Source organism: Marinobacter daqiaonensis (assembly GCF_900115285.1).
GTDB lineage: Bacteria > Pseudomonadota > Gammaproteobacteria > Pseudomonadales > Oleiphilaceae > Marinobacter > Marinobacter daqiaonensis.
Genome location: NZ_FOYW01000004.1, coordinates 68,363 through 86,935, shown reverse-complemented (window position 1 = coordinate 86,935; position 18,573 = coordinate 68,363). Strand labels below are relative to the sequence as shown.

Annotated in this window: 18 protein-coding genes and 1 riboswitch; of the genes, 10 read left to right on the top strand and 8 right to left on the bottom strand. The window is 60.0% G+C overall.

Annotated features, from left to right (window positions below; all coding sequences use genetic code 11):
- The first annotated feature begins 42 nt into the window (after nt 1–42).
- Nucleotides 43–699 (top strand): histidinol-phosphatase, encoded by a 657-nt coding sequence (locus tag BM346_RS17380; RefSeq protein ID WP_092016328.1) that lies wholly within the window; start codon nt 43–45, stop codon nt 697–699.
- A gap of 3 nt (nt 700–702) precedes the next feature.
- Here the strand turns inward: BM346_RS17380 and BM346_RS17375 are convergent, their stop codons facing one another.
- The 7 genes from BM346_RS17375 to thiC all read right to left on the bottom strand — a co-directional run bounded on the left by BM346_RS17375 (nt 703) and on the right by thiC (nt 7,255).
- On the bottom strand, nt 703–1,899 hold the full coding sequence (locus tag BM346_RS17375; RefSeq protein ID WP_092016326.1) for a class I SAM-dependent rRNA methyltransferase: 1,197 nt from the start codon (nt 1,897–1,899) through the stop codon (nt 703–705).
- A 12-nt stretch (nt 1,900–1,911) separates the two neighbouring features.
- Nucleotides 1,912–2,301 carry a glycine cleavage system protein GcvH gene (gcvH, locus tag BM346_RS17370; protein WP_092016548.1) on the bottom strand — a complete coding sequence of 130 codons (390 nt, stop codon included), beginning with the start codon at nt 2,299–2,301 and terminating at the stop codon, nt 1,912–1,914.
- 36 nt (nt 2,302–2,337) lie between these two features.
- Nucleotides 2,338–2,940, bottom strand: coding sequence for a YqiA/YcfP family alpha/beta fold hydrolase (locus BM346_RS17365; protein ID WP_092016322.1), 603 nt, complete (start codon nt 2,938–2,940; stop codon nt 2,338–2,340).
- A gap of 17 nt (nt 2,941–2,957) precedes the next feature.
- Nucleotides 2,958–3,794: a 3',5'-cyclic-AMP phosphodiesterase gene (gene cpdA, locus BM346_RS17360; protein WP_092016319.1), complete on the bottom strand. Its 837-nt coding sequence runs from the start codon at nt 3,792–3,794 to the stop codon at nt 2,958–2,960.
- 124 nt (nt 3,795–3,918) lie between these two features.
- Nucleotides 3,919–4,407, bottom strand: a complete 489-nt coding sequence (locus BM346_RS17355) for a DUF1249 domain-containing protein (RefSeq protein WP_092016544.1) — start codon at nt 4,405–4,407, stop codon at nt 3,919–3,921.
- 2 nt (nt 4,408–4,409) lie between these two features.
- Complete coding sequence (locus BM346_RS17350; RefSeq protein WP_092016316.1) at nt 4,410–5,039, bottom strand: NUDIX domain-containing protein; 630 nt, start codon at nt 5,037–5,039, stop codon at nt 4,410–4,412.
- 338 nt (nt 5,040–5,377) lie between these two features.
- Nucleotides 5,378–7,255 (bottom strand): phosphomethylpyrimidine synthase ThiC, encoded by a 1,878-nt coding sequence (gene thiC / locus BM346_RS17345; RefSeq protein ID WP_092016313.1) that lies wholly within the window; start codon nt 7,253–7,255, stop codon nt 5,378–5,380.
- Between the two features lie 105 nt (nt 7,256–7,360).
- Nucleotides 7,361–7,476, bottom strand: a riboswitch (TPP riboswitch).
- 187 nt (nt 7,477–7,663) lie between these two features.
- Between thiC and BM346_RS17340 the strand changes: the two genes are divergently transcribed.
- Nucleotides 7,664–9,058, top strand: a complete 1,395-nt coding sequence (locus tag BM346_RS17340; RefSeq protein ID WP_092016310.1) for a TolC family outer membrane protein — start codon at nt 7,664–7,666, stop codon at nt 9,056–9,058.
- Here the strand turns inward: BM346_RS17340 and waaA are convergent.
- Complete coding sequence (gene waaA / locus BM346_RS17335; RefSeq protein WP_092016307.1) at nt 9,055–10,341, bottom strand: lipid IV(A) 3-deoxy-D-manno-octulosonic acid transferase; 1,287 nt, start codon at nt 10,339–10,341, stop codon at nt 9,055–9,057. The two genes, BM346_RS17340 and waaA, sit on opposite strands and share 4 nt — an antisense overlap.
- A gap of 120 nt (nt 10,342–10,461) precedes the next feature.
- Between waaA and lpxL the strand changes: the two genes are divergently transcribed.
- From lpxL to BM346_RS17295, 8 genes are all read left to right on the top strand, one after another.
- Entirely contained in the window at nt 10,462–11,451 is a 990-nt protein-coding gene (gene lpxL / locus BM346_RS17330; protein WP_092016304.1) for an LpxL/LpxP family Kdo(2)-lipid IV(A) lauroyl/palmitoleoyl acyltransferase, read from the top strand.
- Nucleotides 11,444–12,373, top strand: a complete 930-nt coding sequence (locus BM346_RS17325; protein ID WP_092016301.1) for an ELM1/GtrOC1 family putative glycosyltransferase — start codon at nt 11,444–11,446, stop codon at nt 12,371–12,373. Before lpxL ends, BM346_RS17325 begins: the two co-directional genes overlap by 8 nt.
- Complete coding sequence (locus BM346_RS17320) at nt 12,370–13,473, top strand: glycosyltransferase family 4 protein (protein WP_092016299.1); 1,104 nt, start codon at nt 12,370–12,372, stop codon at nt 13,471–13,473. Before BM346_RS17325 ends, BM346_RS17320 begins: the two co-directional genes overlap by 4 nt.
- Nucleotides 13,466–14,491, top strand: a complete 1,026-nt coding sequence (locus BM346_RS17315) for a glycosyltransferase (RefSeq protein ID WP_139229956.1) — start codon at nt 13,466–13,468, stop codon at nt 14,489–14,491. Before BM346_RS17320 ends, BM346_RS17315 begins: the two co-directional genes overlap by 8 nt.
- Nucleotides 14,488–15,156, top strand: coding sequence for a YrbL family protein (locus tag BM346_RS17310; RefSeq protein ID WP_092016293.1), 669 nt, complete (start codon nt 14,488–14,490; stop codon nt 15,154–15,156). The genes BM346_RS17315 and BM346_RS17310 overlap by 4 nt, the downstream gene beginning before the upstream one ends.
- Nucleotides 15,157–15,249: 93 nt before the next feature.
- Nucleotides 15,250–16,161, top strand: a complete 912-nt coding sequence (locus tag BM346_RS17305; RefSeq protein ID WP_092016290.1) for a lysophospholipid acyltransferase family protein — start codon at nt 15,250–15,252, stop codon at nt 16,159–16,161.
- Nucleotides 16,162–16,261: 100 nt separating this feature from the next.
- Complete coding sequence (locus BM346_RS17300; RefSeq protein WP_092016288.1) at nt 16,262–17,137, top strand: glycosyltransferase family 2 protein; 876 nt, start codon at nt 16,262–16,264, stop codon at nt 17,135–17,137.
- 26 nt (nt 17,138–17,163) lie between these two features.
- Nucleotides 17,164–18,564 carry a hypothetical protein gene (locus tag BM346_RS17295; RefSeq protein WP_139229955.1) on the top strand — a complete coding sequence of 467 codons (1,401 nt, stop codon included), beginning with the start codon at nt 17,164–17,166 and terminating at the stop codon, nt 18,562–18,564.
- Nucleotides 18,565–18,573: the final 9 nt, after the last annotated feature.

Here is an 18,573-nt window from a genome sequence, read left to right as displayed (position 1 = left end):
ATGTTAGAATGGCCCTTAAAAGCAGAATTTGAGGAGAAAATCTTGACCCTGGCCATTTTCGACCTGGACAACACTTTGCTGGCCGGCGACAGCGATCACGCATGGGGCGAGTTCCTGGTGGACGCCGAGCTTGTCGACCCGGAGTCCCACCGCAAACAGAACGATCAGTTCTATCAGGATTACCTGAACGGCGAGCTGGACGTAATGCGCTACCAGCGTTTTGCCCTGGCCCCCCTGATCGGCCACGACATGCAGAAACTGGATGCCTGGCGGGAGGCGTTCATGGCCTCCAGAGCCCGGCCGATGTACCAGCAAAAAGCCTCCGACCTGCTGGACCATCACCGACGCCGGGGCCATATCCTGATGATCATCACTGCCACCAATCGCTTTGTGACGGGCCCCATTGCCGAGGAGCTTGGCATAGAGCACCTTATCGCCACGGAGCCGGAACTGTGCGACGGCTACTACACGGGGGAGGTCTCGGGGGTTCCCAGCTTCCAGGAAGGCAAGGTGCTGAGGCTTAGGGAATGGCTGAAGGACCACCAGGAAACGCTTGAGGGAGCCTGGTTCTACAGCGACTCCCACAATGATCTGCCCCTGCTTCGGCTGGTGGACCACCCGGTCGCCGTCGATCCGGACCCGACACTGGAAGCGCGGGCCCGGGAGAATGGCTGGCCGGTGATCTCCCTGAGGGACTGACGGTCAGAGGAACTCGGTCAGGGACCGGACAAAGCAGGCCTTGAGATAATCCGTTTCCGGGATGCCGGGCACCATGGGATGGTCCGGTCCCTGGTAGCCCTGCTCCAGCAATTGCACGAAGCGGTCCACCTTGCGGGCGCTGCCACGGATGATGTCCACCAGCCTGTCCCGGGACAGGTGCATGGAGCAGGACGCGGAAACCAGCAGACCGTCGCGCTCCAGAAGGCGAAGGGCCAGCTGGTTGAGTCGGGCGTAGGCCTGCTCGCCAGCCTTCAGGTCCCTGCGACGGGGAATCAGGGCCGGCGGATCGAGTACCACAATGTCGAACTTCTGACGCTCGTCGCAAAGACCCTTCAGGGCCTCGAAGGCATCGCCCTCCAGGGTATCCACACCCTGGAACCCGTTAATATCGGCATTCTTTCGAACCGCCTCCAGTGCCTGGCGCGAGCTGTCGAGACAGGTCACCGACCGAGCGCCACCGGCGGCCGCCTGCAGTCCCCAGCCACCGGCGTAACTGAAGACATCCAGCACCCGGCAATCTTTGCTGTACTGCTGCAGACGGGCACGATTCATGCGATGGTCGTAGAACCACCCGGTTTTCTGGCCACCGGTCAGGGGTACCTCGAACCGGACGCCGTTTTCCCGGACTTCCAGGGTCTCGACCGTTTCGCCTGTTACCTGCTCCACGTAAGACGAAAGACCTTCCACCGAGCGCATCTTGCCGTCATTCTTGAGGATGATGGCCCGAGGATGGGCCAGGCGCTGGACGCCACGGATAATGGCCTCCTTCATGGCTTCCATGCCCGCGGATGAGATCTGCACCACGACCACGTCGCCGAACCGGTCAATAACCAGTCCCGAAAGGCCGTCGCCATCGCCATACACCCAGCGGTACCAAGGCTCGGGAAAAATGCGATCGCGCAGGGTAAGCGCGGTCTCAAGCCGATCGGTCAGGCGCTGGGGTGTCATGCCTGCGCTGGGGTTGCGGCTGATCAGGCGGCCACAGATCAGCGCGTGAGGATTGACGAAAAGGGTACCCAGGGGCTTGTCATTTGCCGCCCGGAGCTGCGCCTGGGTACCCGCCTCGAAATCGGTGAGGGGCGACCGGCGAATATCGACTTCGTTGCTGTAAACCCACAGATGTCCGGCCTTCAGACGACGTTCGGCGCCCTTGCGCAGGTAAAGCACGGGAAATTCCATCAACAGTCGCCTTTACCCGTCAGCCAGCAGGTCGCCATAGGCGGCAGCGTCCATAAGACCGTCCAGCTCGCCCTTGTCCACCAGCTTGACGCGGAACAGCCAGCCCTCGCCGTAGGGGTCCTCATTGACCTTTTCCGGTTCTTCCTCCAGGGCTTCATTGACTTCGATGACCTCTCCGGTCACCGGGCTGAACACATCGGATGCCGACTTCACTGACTCGGCCACACCCGCTTCCTCGCCACCAGTGACCGAGTCACCCACTTCCGGCAAGCCTATATAGACCACATCACCCAGTTGCTCCTGGGCATAATCGGTAACGCCAACCGTTGCCGTGCCATCATCCGACACCCGGACCCACTGGTGAGTCTCAAGGTACTTAAGGTCTGCTGGTATTTCGCTCATATCCATGTCTACCATTGCTGGAGAATTTGCGGCAGTTTACCGGAAACACCGGCCGAACAGGAACGCCAGGATGGCCGGTGCCACGACGCTGAAATTCTGGAAACGGTGGTCCCCCCCTGGCTGCACCCAGGCCCGGGCCCGGGGATGCTTCGCCAATATCTCCCGATAATCCAGAGTTTCGTCACAGGTCTGCACCAGGATGAACAGTTTCTCGGGGTCAACGGTATCGCCAGGTTCCATGGCCTCCAGTGTGGCCATATGATCTGTCGTAAGTTCGTAATCTTCGCCGGTGTAAGGATTGTGCTGGGGCCCGAGGTGACCGCGAAGCAGTTGGTAGGGCCAGGCGGCAGGATTGACGAGCGCAGCGGGAACACCGAACCGGGCCGATACCACGCTCGCGTAAAATCCCCCCATGGAACTGCCAATGATTCCGACCGGCCGCCCCGCGGCGGAAGACACAGCCTCAGCGGCCCGCGCCAGAGCGGTTTCCGGATCGAAGCCCAGGTTCGGTGCCACCAGGTCGATACCGGGTGCGATCATCGGCAGCAAGGTCCGCAGTTCGGAAACCTTCTGGGACCGGGGCGAACTGTTGAAGCCATGCAGGTAGACCAGCACGGGAGAAGTGACATCGGAAGCCATGGCGGGACACCTTTGGCTCAGTAGCCGTTGCTGTTGGTGTCCAGATCGTAGGCAAAGTCGCTGGCTCGCACAACCCCGGTATCAATGGAGCCATTGTCGTTCAGGGCCAGCCAGCGGAATCCCGGCGACAGGGCCTCAACGGAGAATTCGGTGGAACCCGCCTCGAACTGTATGCAGGTGGACGGCGTGGCCAGAAGCCGGATATCGCCCCGCTGCATGTCAAGCTCCTGATGGATATGCCCCCAGAGCACGGCTCTGACCTGGGGAAAACGGTCAATCACACCCCAGAACGCCTCCCGGTTCTGAAGGCCGATACTGTTCATCCATTCCGTATCGATATCGACGGGATGATGATGCAGGCTGACCAGGGCAGGACGGTCCGGGTAGGCCGCAAGGGCGGCCTGCAGGAATGCCAGCTCGTCCTCCTCCAGGTGGCCATACACCTGCCCCGACACGGACGAGTCCAGCATGATCACCTGCCAGGATCCGATGAGCATATGGCGGCCGGCGGCCTGGTAGTTTTCAGCGACCGCCGTCAGGGTATGGCTGTCATCGTGGTTGCCGGCGACCCAGCTCTGGGCGCAGTCGAAGACCGATACCTGGCGGGCGAACTCATGGTAGGCGGCCTCGGATGCGTCCTGGGCAAGGTCCCCGGTCGCCAGCAGCAGGTCGGGAGAATCGACGGTCGCCTTGGCGCACCGCACCACGGCATCCAGGCTGTCCCGCGTTTTCACGCCCAGCAGTGAACCCGATGCATCCGCCATCAAATGGGGATCGGTAATCTGAAGCAAGCGGGCCGCCCGGCCACTGGCGGGGCTGAGGGTGATGGGTGACCTGTGCTCACGTACTGGCATTGTTTGGGTTCATCCGTCGGCTGATACACAAATTTTAGACGGATTTTACGCGTACAACTCCAACATCAGTCACAAGTCGGATGCGAGATGGAGGCACCTTTTACAAATGTTCACAGTGGGGGCGCTACCCTTCAACGCCGTCGGAGTGACGCCAGGCACTGCGCTCGGGGGTCACATGGCCGAACCTGAGACAGTAGTCCAGCCAGTCCGCGACAAAGCCGTTCAGCTGAACCTTCTCGTCCGGGTGATGCATGAAGCGATTGGGGTAGTCATTGACGGCGGCAATCTGGCGATTGCCATAGAAACTGATCACTTCCGCCATGCTGGCGTCGTGATAGACCCGGACGGTCAGTTCCGGATTATTGAGCCAGCGACCACTGTTGTGTATCTGCTCCAGCAACAGCGTCTCGGTATACCGGGTCTGCTGTAGCACGGAAATACTGACCCTTCCCAGATAGTGGGCCTGGCGATAGAGATCGAACTGCAGTACGTCCTGGTCGTCGGTTTCCAGTTGACGCAGGCGGCGCAGGCGCTGGTAATTACCCTCGCAAAGGGCACCGAGACGCTGCAGATCCGGCACATAGCGCCGTTGGCGGAGAGTGGATGCGACCATCTTCAGCGCCATTCCGACCGCAAGCGGTCCCGGTTCAACTGCAGCCACTGAATGGCGATAAGGGCAGCGGCATTGTTGATGCGGCCGTCCCGAATCATAGCGAACGCTTCATCGGCACTGAACACGTGGGCCCGGATGTCCTCGTGTTCGTGCTCGAGGCCGTAAAGGCCGCCGGCACTCTCCGTACTGATCTGGCCAGCAAACAGGTAAACCATTTCCGTGGTGCCCCCGGGGGAAACCAGGTAATCACAGATTCTCTCCAGCTTGCTGAAGCTGAGCCCGGCCTCTTCACCCGCTTCGCGCTCGGCCACTTCTTCCGGGTCCTCCCCGTCCTCATTCATGCCGGCCACGAGTTCAAGCAGCCAGGGGGACTGGTTCCGACCGATGGCACCCGGACGGAACTGTTCCAGCAGAACCACTTCGTCCCGCCCGGGATCATAGGGCAATACGCAGGTCGCATCACCCCTGACGAACAGCTCACGGGTGAATTCCGGCATCGAGGTGCCGTCAAACCGGGGATGGGTCAGCGTCAGTTTTTCCATGCGAAAGAAGCCATCGAAAACGGTTTCCCGCTCTCGAATATCTACATCGCTGGCCTTGAACTGAAACGGTTCCGGCTTCTTCTCGGTCATGGTGATTTCGGGCTTTCCGGTGATTTGGCGTGATGCTGAACGATAGCCGTTTGAGTTGGGGGATTGCAAGTTGCAGTTATTGATCCCTGGCTGCAGACGCTCCGAAAACACGTTCTCAATCTGCCTCCATCGAGTATCCCGTTAACGCCACCGTTTTTTATCTCTAGCGTTACCTGGATACTCTGACAGGGGACAGGTTGAGAACACTTTTCCGGACCGTCGAGCGCCAGGGATGGCGCTCGTCGAGCCCTACATGGACATACCTGCCGGGCGTGTCCGGAAAAGTGTTATCGTCCTGTCACCCAAGGCGCCCTGACCAGCAGTCTACTTTTGAAGTATCAAACGCGGTCATAAAGCTTGCTACCAGACGCCAGAAACTCCTCCGACTTCTCCTTCATGCCGGCATCCACCGCCTGAACCTCATCCAGTCCATGTTCCCTGGCATAGTCCCGGACCTCCTGGGAGATCTGCATGGAACAGAATTTGGGACCGCACATTGAGCAGAAGTGAGCCACCTTGGCGGATTCCTTGGGCAGGGTCTCGTCGTGGAATTTGCGGGCCGTGTCGGGGTCGAGGCCGAGGTTGAACTGGTCCTCCCAGCGGAACTCGAAACGGGCCTTGGACAGGGCGTTGTCGCGAATCTGGGCTCCCGGATGACCTTTCGCCAGGTCTGCCGCATGGGCAGCGATCTTATACGTAATGATGCCGGTTTTCACATCATCCTTGTTGGGCAGCCCCAGATGCTCCTTCGGGGTCACATAGCAGAGCATGGCGCAGCCGAACCAGCCGATCATCGCCGCGCCTATGCCGGAGGTGATGTGGTCATAACCGGGTGCGATGTCCGTGGTAAGGGGCCCCAACGTGTAGAAGGGCGCCTCGTCACAGCATTCAAGCTGCTTGTCCATATTCTCCTTGATCAAGTGCATGGGCACGTGACCTGGTCCCTCGATCATGCACTGCACGTCGTGTTTCCAGGCAATCTTTGTCAGCTCACCAAGGGTTTCCAGCTCACCGAACTGGGCCGCGTCGTTGGCGTCGGCAATCGAACCCGGACGCAGGCCATCACCGAGGCTGAACGCAACGTCGTAGGCCTTCATGATTTCGCAGATATCCTCGAAATGCTCGTAGAGGAAGCTCTCACGGTGGTGAGCCAGACACCACTTGGCCATGATCGAGCCCCCACGTGACACGATACCCGTCGTCCGTTTCGCGGTCAGAGGCACATGATGCAGTCTCACGCCGGCATGAATCGTGAAGTAATCCACGCCCTGCTCCGCCTGCTCGATCAGGGTGTCCCGGAAAATCTCCCAGGTCAGGTCCTCGGCCACGCCACCGACTTTTTCCAGGGCCTGGTAGATGGGCACGGTGCCAATGGGCACCGGCGAATTGCGGATAATCCACTCGCGGGTTTCATGGATGTTCTTGCCAGTGGACAGGTCCATGACCGTGTCCGACCCCCAGCGAATGCCCCAGGTGAGCTTCTCCACTTCCTCTTCAATGGATGAACTGACCGCGGAGTTGCCCAGGTTGCCGTTGATCTTCACCAGGAAATTACGTCCGATGATCATCGGTTCGGATTCCGGGTGGTTGATATTGGCGGGAATGATGGCACGGCCGCGGGCGACTTCCTCACGGACAAATTCCGGCGTGATCTCGTGCGGCAGGCTGGCTCCGAACGACTGCCCGGGATGCTGCCCGTCAACCAGGCCCTGGTCTTTCGCTTCCTGGAGTTTCATATTCTCCCGGATGGCTACAAATTCCATCTCAGGAGTGATTATGCCCCTGCGGGCATAATGCATCTGGCTCACGTTGCAGCCGGCCTTCGCCCGCAGGGGCCTGCGCTCGTCCATGAACCGTAACGGATCCAGCTGCGGGTCCTTCATTCTCCGGCGGGTATATTCTGAGGAATAGTCCGCCAGCTGCTCGGTGTCACCTCGCTCGGAGATCCAGGCAGAACGCACCGGCTTCAGGCCCTTGCGCAGGTCGATCGTGGCTTCCGGGTCAGTGTAGGGCCCGGAGGTGTCGTAGACTGTCACAGGCGGATTCCTTTCGCCGCCCAGGTCTGTCGGTGTGTCGGTGAGCGCGATCTCCCGCATGGGTACGCGCAGGTCTGGACGACTCCCCTGCACGTAGATTTTCCGTGATGCGGGCAATGGTTCTATCGCTGCTACATCGACGCGAGCGGATTCACTCAGATAGGTTGGAACATTGGACATGGTGCGGACCCCTATAGCCGTAGTATTGCGTGGGCCGCGTATGACGTTGGCGCTGCATGCTGCCGGGAGACGAACCGATTGACACACGGTTGCTGCCTACAGCGAATCAGAGCTGTCCTGGATCCCTACGCCGGTACTAGCCGGATCAGGTTCGCGGGTTCTGCAATGCAATCTCAGCTGTCCAACCTGCCAGGTTGAAACCAGCACCCCGTCAAGACGCGTAATCTATGGTTTTGCACACAAAGTCGTGCACCCTGCAAGTCTAGAGATCCGATGATTTATTGTCCATAATGGCGAACCGATGAGATTAGCAAGCTTGGCAAGTCCGGCGCCTCTGCCCTCCACGCCTTCTGCCATCGCGAAGCGGGGCCCGTCACGGTTGATGTGTAAGCCAACCTGGGAGAAAACATGAAAAAGCAACTGTTGTGTGGACTGATCGGTCTGTTCTCGGCGCACGGCGCGTTGGCCATGGACCTTATGGAAACCTACGAAAAGGCCTTGTCCTACGACTCCGGTATCGCTGCTGCCCGCGCGTCTCTCAGAGCCCAGGAAGCCACGGCCGATATCAGCCGGAGCGCCCTGCTGCCACAGATAAGTGCCTACGGGGACGCCAATCATATTGACAGCGACGGACCGAATCAGGATGTCTCCTATCAATCCTATGGCTATGGCGTCCAGTTGACCCAGCCCCTGTTCCGGGCCGAGGCATGGTTTGCCTACGACGCCGCCCAGCTCCAGACCGAGGCGGCCCGTGCCGAGTACAATCTGGCCCAGCAGCAGCTGATCCTGGACGTTGCCACCGCTTATTTTGATGTATTGCGGGCAGCCGATGCCCTCACCACCGCCCGGGCCACCGAGAACGCCATCCAGCGCCAGTACGATCAGGCCCAGGAGCGCTTTGACGTGGGCCTGATCGCCATCACGGAGGTGTACGAGGCGCGGGCAAGTTACGATGACGCCACAGCCAGACGCATTGCCGCCGAGAACGAACTGGACATCGCCCGGGAGCGACTTGCCCGCCTGACCGGCGAATACACGGAAGAACTGGAGAACCTGAAGCAGGACTTTCCGCTTATTCAGCCGGTCCCCGCAAACCCCAACGAATGGGAGCAGACAGCAACCAGCCAGAACTGGCAGATCCAGACCGCCATCAAACGCCTCCAGGCCAGCAAGGCCAATCTCGACGAGGCCAGGGCAGGCCACTACCCGACCCTTGACCTGAACGCATCCTACGGCCGCCAGCGGATCGACGGTCTGGATAGCCGCGCGCCCGGGGGTGCCATCGGCACGAGCCAGTTTGATGGCACTACGACCGAGGGACGGATCGGACTGAGTCTGAACGTGCCGCTCTATGCCGGGGGAGGCATTCAGGCCGGTGTGCGCCAGCAACGGGCCTCGGTGGATGTTCAGGAGCAGAACCTCAACACCACGCGGCGGGATGTGCGGGTGAACACCCGCAGCCTTTACCGGACAGTGAATACCAATATTGAAGCCGCATCAGCACTGGATCAGACCATTGTTTCCCGCCGCAGCGCCCTGGATGCAACCCTTGCCGGCTACGATGTGGGCACCCGTAACATAGTCGAAGTGCTGGATGCCCAGCGGGCCTACTACGTTGCCCTCCGGGATTACGCCAATGCCCGTTACGACTATGTGGTGAACACCCTCGGCCTGAAGCAGGCCGCCGGGACACTCAGCCCCCAGGATCTGATGGAACTGAACAGATGGCTCAGCGAGAGTGCGCCGGGCATAGAGGCCCTGGCCAATGAATCCGACACCATCGAAGACCCGACGACACCCTAACGACGCAAATCGTTTTGAGCCTCAGCCGTTTTCAGGCGGCTGAGGATGCCTTCCACCACACGATCAAGGGCGCCGCGATTGGCTTCAACCACCGCCAGGGCGGCCCGACCGACGGCTTCTGCCTCCTCCGGATTCACCAGCAACCGGATAACCTCGTTTGCCAGCTCCTGCTCCTGAGATATTCGAACCAGGCCCTGGCCCCTGTCCAGCTGGCGATAGATCGTCTCAAAGTTGAAGACGTGGGGGCCGGAAATCACCGGGATCCCCCAACCCGCCGGCTCCAGGGGATTATGCCCCCCCCGCTCTATCAACGACCCGCCCACGAACGCCACATTCGCCGCCCCGTACATCACCAGCAGCTCTCCCATGGTATCGCCCAGGTAAACCTGGGCTCCCGCCACCGCCTCATCGGCGCTCCTGCGGGCGAGGGTAAATCCCTTCTTCCGGGTCAGATCCGCCACTGCATCAAACCGCTCCGGGTGACGGGGCACGATGATCAGCAGGGCCCCAGGGGTGGACTGGAGCACCCTGGCATGGGCGGCCAGTAACTGCTCATCCTCTCCATCGTGGGTACTTGCCGCGATCCAGACAGGCCGGCCACCGATCCACTGGCGAAGATCCGCTGCGCGGCGACGGACGTCAGGGGTGATATCCACGTCAAACTTTATGCTTCCGGTCACGGATACCGCCTCTTCCCGGGCACCGATCGTCAGAAACCGGCGTGCGTCTTCATCCGCCTGTGCCGCAATCCAGTCCAGGCGTCCCAATATGGTCTTGACCCAGGACCCGACCCGTCGATATCCCTTCGCTGAGCGCGCGGACAGTCGCGCATTGACCAGGAACACCGGGCACCGACGCTGACTCACTTCCCGGATCAGATTGGGCCAGAGCTCCGTTTCCATGATCGCCAGCGCGCAGGGGTGCACGCGGCGAACAAAACGCCTGACCGAGCCCGGCGTGTCGTAGGGCGAATACGCATAAAGCACCCGGTCTCCGAACATCGCCCTGGCCTGGCCCGAGCCGGTCGCGGTCATGGCGGTCATGAGGATGGGAATGTCCGGCCGCCGTTCCAACAGGGCCTTGACCAGGGGCCCCGCTGCTATGGTCTCTCCCACTGACACGGCGTGAACCCAGATGACCGGCTCCGACATCGCAGGCACGAAGCCCAGACGCTGTCGCCAGCCGTTTGCAGCGCCACCATTGCGGCGCGATTGCCACCAGAGCCGCAACAGGACAAAGGGCAGGATCAGCCGGAAACATTGTGAATAGAGAAAGTGCAGCATGCGGGCTCCGCGATGGATTTCGACGGCCATTCTAACCAATAGGAGCGACAGTGCCACTGACACTGCCAAACAAGCCCTGATAAACTCGCGGATTCAGATACTGGCAGGACCTGCAGCAAAGTGAAACATAAACACCGGAAACAGGAACGGGACCTGGATTACAGCCATTACCTCCATCCCCGCTGGTGGCCCACCTGGCTGGGGCTCGGCATGATGTGGCTGTTGGCCCACCTTCCCCTTCGCTGGCAATGGGGGCTTGGTAAACTGATAGGCGAGATGGCCTGGCGCTGCATCCCCAAGCGCCGGCACATTACCGAGGTCAATATACGGCTTTGCTTTCCCGAATTGTCGGAGCCGGAACAGAAGCGTCTTGTCCGCAAGAGTTTCCATGCCAATGGCATTGGCATGATGGAAATCGGCCTGGCCTGGTTTCGGGATCCGGGCGTCCTGATGGACATCACTACAGTTCATGGGCTGGAGCACCACGAACAGGCACTGGCCAGGGGCAAGGGCATACTCCTGATCGGCGGCCACTACAGCACCCTGGACATGGGTGGCTGTCTGGCAACGCAACTCATGGAGGCGGATGTCATGCAGCGTGACCACAACAACCCCCTGATGAACGCGGTAATGACCCGGGCCAGGCAACGGCACTACGGTGTGGTGCTTGATTCGAAGGACCTCAGGGGCCTGCTGAAGCGTCTGAAAATGAATCGCACCGTCTGGTATGCCACCGATCAGGACTACGGCCGCAAGGGCATCGTTTTTGCTCCTTTCTTCAATATTCCCACGGGCAGCATCACTGCGACGTCCCGAATTGCGGAGCGCAGTGGGTGCGCGGTCATGCCTTTTAGCCACTTCCGTCGGGAAAACAGCTTGGGATACGACGTTTACTTTCACCCTGCTCTGGACGATTTTCCCACCGGCGATGACCTGGAAGATGCAACCCGGGTCAACCAGACCATCGAGCAGGAAATCCGACGCCACCCCGATCAGTACCTCTGGATGCATCGCCGTTTCAAGACCCGTCCCAATCAGGACGATCCTGATTTCTATGGTAAGTACGGCAAAACCGGCGGTAGCCAGAAGAAGCACACCCATCATGACTGAGCAGAGCCCCGTTATATGGCTGCTGACAGACAACAAGCCGGGCCATCTCAATCAGCTCCGCGGCCTGGCCAATCGGCTCCGGGTATTGGCAGGCGCTTCGACCCACTGGGTGGAAGCCGGGTCTGAGAGAACGGGGCTTTTCAGGTCTCTGTTCGGATGGGCTGCTCCCATGACGAACCAGTTGCCGGAACCGGACCTGATTATTGCCGCTGGCTCCCGCACTCACAGGCTCCTTTTATCCCTGAGGCGCAGGGGCCGCACCGTTGTACTGATGAGGCCGAATTTTCCACGCTTTCTTGTGGATGCGGTGATCGCGCCAATCCACGATGGACTGCCGGAGCACCAACGGGTGCTCGCAACTGAGGGCACACTCAACCGGATGGTGCCACTGGCCCGGTTGACCCTGAAAAAGGAGGCGCTGGTGCTGATCGGCGGCCCTTCTCCTCATTTTGACTGGCAGGCTGCAGCAGTGATGTCACAGCTGAGACAACTCGTGGCACGCCATCCGGACTGGTCCTGGACCATCAGCAACTCCCGCCGCACACCGGCCAGTCTGACGACGCAACTGGAAGGGCTTGAGAGTCAAAAAATAAAGGTGGTAGACCACACCCGCACCCATGAAGACTGGCTGAGCCACCAGCTGGCAACGTCACGCATGGCCTGGGTCACGCCGGATTCCAGCTCAATGCTGAGCGAAACCCTAACCGCCGGCGTTCCCACCGCCCTGCTGGAACTTCCACCGAACAAGGGCAGCAGGGTCGCCTTGGGAGTTCGCCGGTTTCTGGAGAAGGACCTGGTTCACAGCTACAAGGGAGGGCTCGCCATGATGACGGAAACCAATCCGCCACAGCCAAAACTCTGGGAAGCCGACCGGGCGGCCCGCTGGTTGATGGAACGGGGCCTGGTGCGAGGCCGGACATGAGAGTCCTCCAGGTATTGCCAGCCTTATACAGCGGGGGCGTGGAGCGGGGCACCGTCGAGTTTGCCGCGGAACTGGTACGCCGAGGTCACGAGTCCTTTGTAGTCTCCCAGGGGGGACCCAAGATTCGCGAGCTGGAAGCCCAGGGCAGTACCCACGTCACCCTCCCCGTACACCGGAAATCACTGGCTTCCTTTGGCCAGATTCTGCCAATGCGCCGCCTGCTTCGGGAGATAGAGCCAGACGTGGTCCATGTGCGCTCGCGCATGCCCGCCTGGATTACCCGTCTGGCCTGGAAAGGCCTTCCGAAAGATCAGCGGCCTGCCCTGGTCTCGACTTTCCATGGCATGTACTCCGTCAACCCCTACAGTGCCGTCATGGCCCGGGCTGACCACGTCATTGCCATTTCCGAATGCGTTCGTGACTATGTGCTGGCAAATTTTGCAGTGGAGCCGGAGCGCCTGACGGTCATCCAGCGTGGGGTTGACGTGAATACCTTCCGGGAGCGCGAACCCGACGCAGACCGGATAAACGGGTTTTACCATGATTTCCCGGCTCTTCGTGGCAAGCGCCTGATCATGATGCCGGGCCGGATTTCCCGGTGGAAGGGTCAGACTCTGTTCCTGGAGGCGATGGCCGAAATCATCCGCCACCATCCTGAATGTCACGGCCTGATTGTCGGCGGCGCCGAGCCGGGCAAGGAGCACTTCCTGCGGGAGCTGGAACAGCACCGCCACCGGCTCGGACTGGACGATCACGTCACCTTTGCGGGGCAGCGCAACGACATGGCCGACCTTTACCTGATCGCTGACGTGGTGTGCCACATGTCCACCAAGCCCGAACCCTTTGGCCGCACCGTAACCGAAGCGCTGGCGTCCGGTACGCCCGTGGCGGCCTTCAACCGGGGCGGAGCCGCCGAGACCCTGCAGGCATGCTTTCCAAAGGGTCTGGTGACTCCCGACGATACCAGTGAGTTCGCCCGACGAGTGATGGAACTGCTGACTGAAACCGAGCACCCTATCGTGCTGCCAGAGCGGTTCCATCTGAAGGCTCAGGTCGACGCAACCCTGAATGTCTACCAGTGGGTCCTGAAACGTGACTAGGACGCCAGCCAAAAACCGGTTGCGGGTCCTGATGGTGATGGCCACAGGGACCGGCGAATTCGGTGGCATGGAAAAGCATACCGTGGAACTGGCGTCGGCGCTGTCCGAGCGGGGACTGGACATCTGCCTGGCATCGGACCCCGCCTATCACTCGCACCTGCCTGACAAGGTTGGCCGGGAAGCCATCCCCGCGGCAGCGTCCCGGCGAAGCCCTCGCCTCCTCTGGCGGCTGCTGAGACTTATTGCCCATCGCGATTACGACATCGTCCATGCCCAGGGCACCAAGGCCGCCCAGCTGATCGCTGCGATTGCACCTTTTGCCCGCCGCCCACATTATGTCGCCACCCTGCACGGATTCAAATCACGATACCCCGGCCCGGGGCCTTTCAAGACGGTAATTGCCGTCAGCCATGCCCTTGCAAGGGATATTGGCTACGTCAATACCAGGGTGATCTATAACGGCATTCTGCCTGCGCCAACACCCGCCCTGGGCGATCGCTTACCGGCCATTGGAAATCCGCCACTTTGGCTCGCCGTGGGTCGGCTGGTGCCGGCCAAGGGCTTCGACATCCTGGTCAGAGCCTTCAAGAATGTTCCCGGCACCCTCTGGATTGCCGGTGAGGGCCCGCAGCGACCACAGCTGACCCGGCTGATCGAGGAAACAGGTCAGCAGGAACGGATCCGACTCCTGGGCCACAGTGACCAGGTAGCTACCCTGATGGCCCGGTGTGATCGCCTGGTGATCTCCTCCCGCAGGGAGGGATTCTCCTATGTCTTTGCCGAAGCGATGTTGGCGGGCATCCCGTTGGTCGCCACCGATGTGCCCGTGGCCAACGAGTTTCTTCCCCCTGAACTGATCGCCCCTACTGAGGCCCCCGAAGCGCTCGCTATGACAATGAACCGGCTGGATGACAATCTTCATCTACTGGAGATTCCACGAGCACGAGCCAGGGAACAACTGACCCTCGACGCCATGGCGGACCAGAGCCTGGCTCTCTACAGGGAGCTCATGTCGTGATCGACCTCCGCGGGCATGTGCCATTTGCCTCCGGGTCCAACCGGCACTGCTACCGCCACCCGGACCAGCCAGACCGGTGCCTGAAGGTGATCCGCCCGGAAAACATCGAGGCACGGTTCCGGCGCCAGCCCGCCTGGAAGAAAGCGCTTGGCAGGCAACGGCTGGATGACAACCGACAGGAAATCCTGGCTCATCAGCAAACCGCCATACGCCGGCTGCTGTCAAGTGGACAGGCGGATCTTGCCTGGCAACATCTGCCCCGGTTCTACGGTCAGGTTCCCACGACGCTTGGCCTTGCCAACGAAAGCGAGCTGATACTGGAAGAGGATGGAATGCCAGCAGCGACCCTTGAAAGCTGGCTGATCATGCAGGGCGTCACTCCGACGATACAGCCCGCCATCGAGCGTTTCTGTGACTGGCTGAGAACCACCGGCATCCTTACCCGCAATCTGCTGCCCCATAATCTCGTCGTCACGCGGCGCGGTGGTTCTCCGGAGCTGATTCTTGTGGATGGGTTGGGAGCGCCCGCTGTGCCCAGTCGGCTCGCGGCCATTCCCCAGTGGCGCAACCGTTACACTGATCGCAGAATCCGACGTTTTCGCAAGCGCATCCAGTGGGAGGTGACGGGACGCCAAACCGCCTGGGAAAAAGAGCAACACCTTTGATGACAGCTAAGCGAGCGCTCCGGGACTTGCCCACCCTCCGCATTGGTGATAGTTTCCCCTCAGCCTGTTACCGGTATCGGATTCTGATTTCCTATGGCGCTTACCAAGACCTCGTTCGCCGTGTTCGCCCTGCGCTGGGCCGGCAAACTTTCCCTTCATATGGCGCAACGACTTGGCCGCATCCTGGGCTCGCTCAGCTGGTGGCTCCCTTCCCGCTCCAAACAGGTTACAACCGCCAATATCAGCCTGTGCTTCCCTGAGCTGACCGAAGACCAGCGCCAAAGGCTCATTCGCTCCAGCCTTCGCCATACCGGTCAGACGTTTCTGGAAATCCCCCTGATGTGGGAATGGCCTGTGGAGCGGTGTCTCGACCTCGTTCGCGAGGTAAAAGGTCTGGAGTTGATTGATGATGCCCTTGCCGCCGGCAAGGGTGTCGTTCTGCTTGCTCCTCATCTGGGCAACTGGGAGCTGGCGGGGATCTATTTTTCCTCTCGCTACCGGATGGCCGCCCTGTACAGCCCACCGAATCTGCCCGACTTCGAGGACTACATGATCCAGGCACGGGAACGTGCCGGCTCCGTGCTGGTCCGGGGGGATCGCCGTGGGCTGGCGCGAATGGTCAAGCTGCTCAAAGAGGGGCACGTGGCTGGCATCCTTCCGGACCAGAGCCCGGACAAGAAGAGCGGCTATGCCTTCGGGCCTTTCTTCGGCATCAATGTCCGCACCATGACCCTGGCATCGAAAATGATCGCCAAGTCGGGGGCGGCTTCCTTCACCACCTTTGCCGAGCGGCTGAAAGACGGTGAGGGGTTCCGCATCGTGATTCGATCCACCGAGCCGGGAATCGACAGCGCCGACCCGGTGGAGGCTGTGACCGCCCTGAACCTTTCGGTCGAAAATTGTGTGCGGGAGATTCCGGAACAGTACCAGTGGGAGTACAAACGCTTCCGGCATCGTTCGCCCGGGGAAGTAAACCCCTACAATCCGGACAAACTCTGTAAATAAGGTGAGACCCGCCCTCCGCGAATTCCCTGACACGCATCAAACAGGACCCACGTGTATACTATGACCCTGTCCCAAGTCACGCAGACCCGTCCGGAAATCTATGCCTTCGAATGATACCCAGCAGCCCCGGTCCATAGGGGTGGTGATTACCACCTACAACTCCCCTGCCTGGCTCGACAAGGTGCTGACGGGCTATGAGAACCAGACCGACAAGGATTTCCGCGTTATTGTTGCGGACGATGGCTCCACCGATGATACCCGTGAAGTGATCGAACAGTTCAGGAAGCGGGGCATTGTGCCTTTAGACCACGTATGGCACGAGGACAAGGGCTTCCGCAAGTGCGAGATACTCAACAAGGCCATCCGGCAAACCGAATGTGATTACCTGATCTTTACCGACGGCGACTGCATTCCCGAGCCGGATTTTATCGCGACTCACCGGCATCTGGCCGAGCCGGGATACTTCCTGTCAGGTGGCTACATCAAGCTCACCCTGCCGGTCTCCGAGAAAATATCCGACGAGGATATCCGCACCGGCGTCATCTTTGATCCCGAGTGGCTGGTGGCCAATGGGCAGCCCAAATCCCACAAGCTCTGGAAGCTGTCGCGGTCGACCCTGCTCCGGAAGGTGCTGAACGCCGTCACCCCCGCGGCCGCGAGCTGGAACGGCATGAACAGCTCCACCTGGACCAGGGACCTGATTGCGGTGAATGGTTTCAATGAAGACATGCAGTATGGCGGCCTGGACCGGGAACTGGGCGAACGCCTGTGGAACTTTGGTCATAAGTCCAAGCAGATCCGCTACAGTACCGTGTGCCTGCATCTGGATCATGCCCGTGGCTACTCCAAACCGGAGATCTGGGCGAAGAATCGGGCCATCCGCAAGGCCGTGAAGGAAAACAGGACCTTCTGGGCGGAAAACGGGATTGAGAAGAAGGCATCATCCACCGATGGCTGGTCGAGCGCAGGTAAATAGCGCCCGTGATAAGAGAGAGTTCCCCCATGAACTGGCATCGCCACCTGGAAGCCATCCTCAAACAGGAACCGGAAACGTGGCTCGATTATCAGGCGGGGGCCCGACTCCACCGACCACCTGTACGGAAGGGCACCTCCCCCTTCCATCTCAGCCATGTCGCATTTTGGTTCAGAGCGCTGGCATACTTTTTTTATTTGGCCGGAAAGATCTCACCCAAAGAGACGCTTACCGCTGGAAACAAACGTAGTGTCCGATTCCTCGCCCTGGCTCTGTCCAGGAATCAGATGGAAGCTCTTTCGGGCACACTCGATGCATTGCGCTCAAGAGAACAGAGCGTCCTGGCAATTGCCAAGCATAAGCGCTTGAGAAACCCCGCCGACCGAAAGCGATACCAACCCCTCCGGTATAGCTTGATGGATATTCTTCGGGCCAGTCAGGGGTTCGTTCATTTTGGCCGCTCACTGTCCGGTTCTCTCCGGAGCAGAAACCCGGCCGCAGGCCCGGCACTGTTACCTGAAGTGGCCAAGGTGTATCTCTACCTGGCGTACTTCTACAGGATCATTCGAAAAACAGAACCGGAATGTGTGATCACCAGCAACGACCATAGCGCCATGAACCGTTGCATGCTGGCAGTCGCACGTCAGCTGGGGGTCAAAACCGCCTATTTGCAGCACGCTTCTGTGAGTCCGGCATTTCCTGCGTTGACCTTCGACTTCGCGTTTCTGGACGGACCCATTGCTGCTGAAACCTATCGCCAGTGTGAGGAAAATCGTCCGCCGGGGCTTGAGGGCCTGAGCGCCCCTTGCATCATTTACTCTGGCCAGAAGAAACACCTTTCGGGTCGTGCAGCCCCTGACTCGGAAACCATTGGTATCGCAATCAACAAGCTGGACCGAATCGAGCCTGTGGCATCCCTGATCAGTCTGATCGCCAGTGAAGGAAAGGACGTGAGCTTACGGTGGCACCCACGGCAGAGCCGGAGGGATGTTGCAACCCTGAAAAAAACACTGGGTGGCCGCCAGAAGGTCCATTTCAGCGACCCTGCCAGCGAATCGGTTGACAGCTTTCTGGGAAAGCTCAAATACCTGATCGCCGGCAATAGCAGCATTCACCTGGAAGCAGCCATTAAAGGTATCACGCCGTTCTACTACGAGTTTTCTGCAACTGACAAACCGGACTATTACGGTTATGTTCGTCAGGGTCTCGCAGTGCAAGCCAGTTCGGAGGCCGAACTGATCGCATTGCTCACCTCTCCGCGGCCGCCAGAGCTGGACCCGGAGGCTGTCCGCCAATACAGCGCGACATTTGCTACCGAATGGGAAGGGCGCGAGGGTGAGCTTGTGGCGGAATGCCTTTTATCGGCTGGGGCCACACGCTCAAAACGCATCCCCAATGAATTTAAAGCGTCCCAAGCGTCCGACTACTGATTGTTTTTA

Bases quoted from the DNA above. Each gene is read 5' to 3' on its own strand.
- BM346_RS17305 (WP_092016290.1), top strand. From the start codon at position 15,250: ATGGCGCTTACCAAGACCTCGTTCGCCGTGTTCGCCCTGCGCTGGGCC.
- BM346_RS17295 (WP_139229955.1), top strand. From the start codon at position 17,164: ATGAACTGGCATCGCCACCTGGAAGCCATCCTCAAACAGGAACCGGAA.
- BM346_RS17355 (WP_092016544.1), bottom strand. From the start codon at position 4,407: ATGGTCGCATCCACTCTCCGCCAACGGCGCTATGTGCCGGATCTGCAG.
- waaA (WP_092016307.1), bottom strand. From the start codon at position 10,341: ATGCTGCACTTTCTCTATTCACAATGTTTCCGGCTGATCCTGCCCTTT.
- BM346_RS17325 (WP_092016301.1), top strand. From the start codon at position 11,444: ATGACTGAGCAGAGCCCCGTTATATGGCTGCTGACAGACAACAAGCCG.
- BM346_RS17340 (WP_092016310.1), top strand. From the start codon at position 7,664: ATGAAAAAGCAACTGTTGTGTGGACTGATCGGTCTGTTCTCGGCGCAC.
- BM346_RS17365 (WP_092016322.1), bottom strand. From the start codon at position 2,940: ATGGCTTCCGATGTCACTTCTCCCGTGCTGGTCTACCTGCATGGCTTC.
- BM346_RS17300 (WP_092016288.1), top strand. From the start codon at position 16,262: ATGCCTTCGAATGATACCCAGCAGCCCCGGTCCATAGGGGTGGTGATT.
- gcvH (WP_092016548.1), bottom strand. From the start codon at position 2,301: ATGAGCGAAATACCAGCAGACCTTAAGTACCTTGAGACTCACCAGTGG.
- BM346_RS17350 (WP_092016316.1), bottom strand. From the start codon at position 5,039: ATGACCGAGAAGAAGCCGGAACCGTTTCAGTTCAAGGCCAGCGATGTA.
- BM346_RS17375 (WP_092016326.1), bottom strand. From the start codon at position 1,899: ATGGAATTTCCCGTGCTTTACCTGCGCAAGGGCGCCGAACGTCGTCTG.
- thiC (WP_092016313.1), bottom strand. From the start codon at position 7,255: ATGTCCAATGTTCCAACCTATCTGAGTGAATCCGCTCGCGTCGATGTA.
- BM346_RS17320 (WP_092016299.1), top strand. From the start codon at position 12,370: ATGAGAGTCCTCCAGGTATTGCCAGCCTTATACAGCGGGGGCGTGGAG.
- cpdA (WP_092016319.1), bottom strand. From the start codon at position 3,794: ATGCCAGTACGTGAGCACAGGTCACCCATCACCCTCAGCCCCGCCAGT.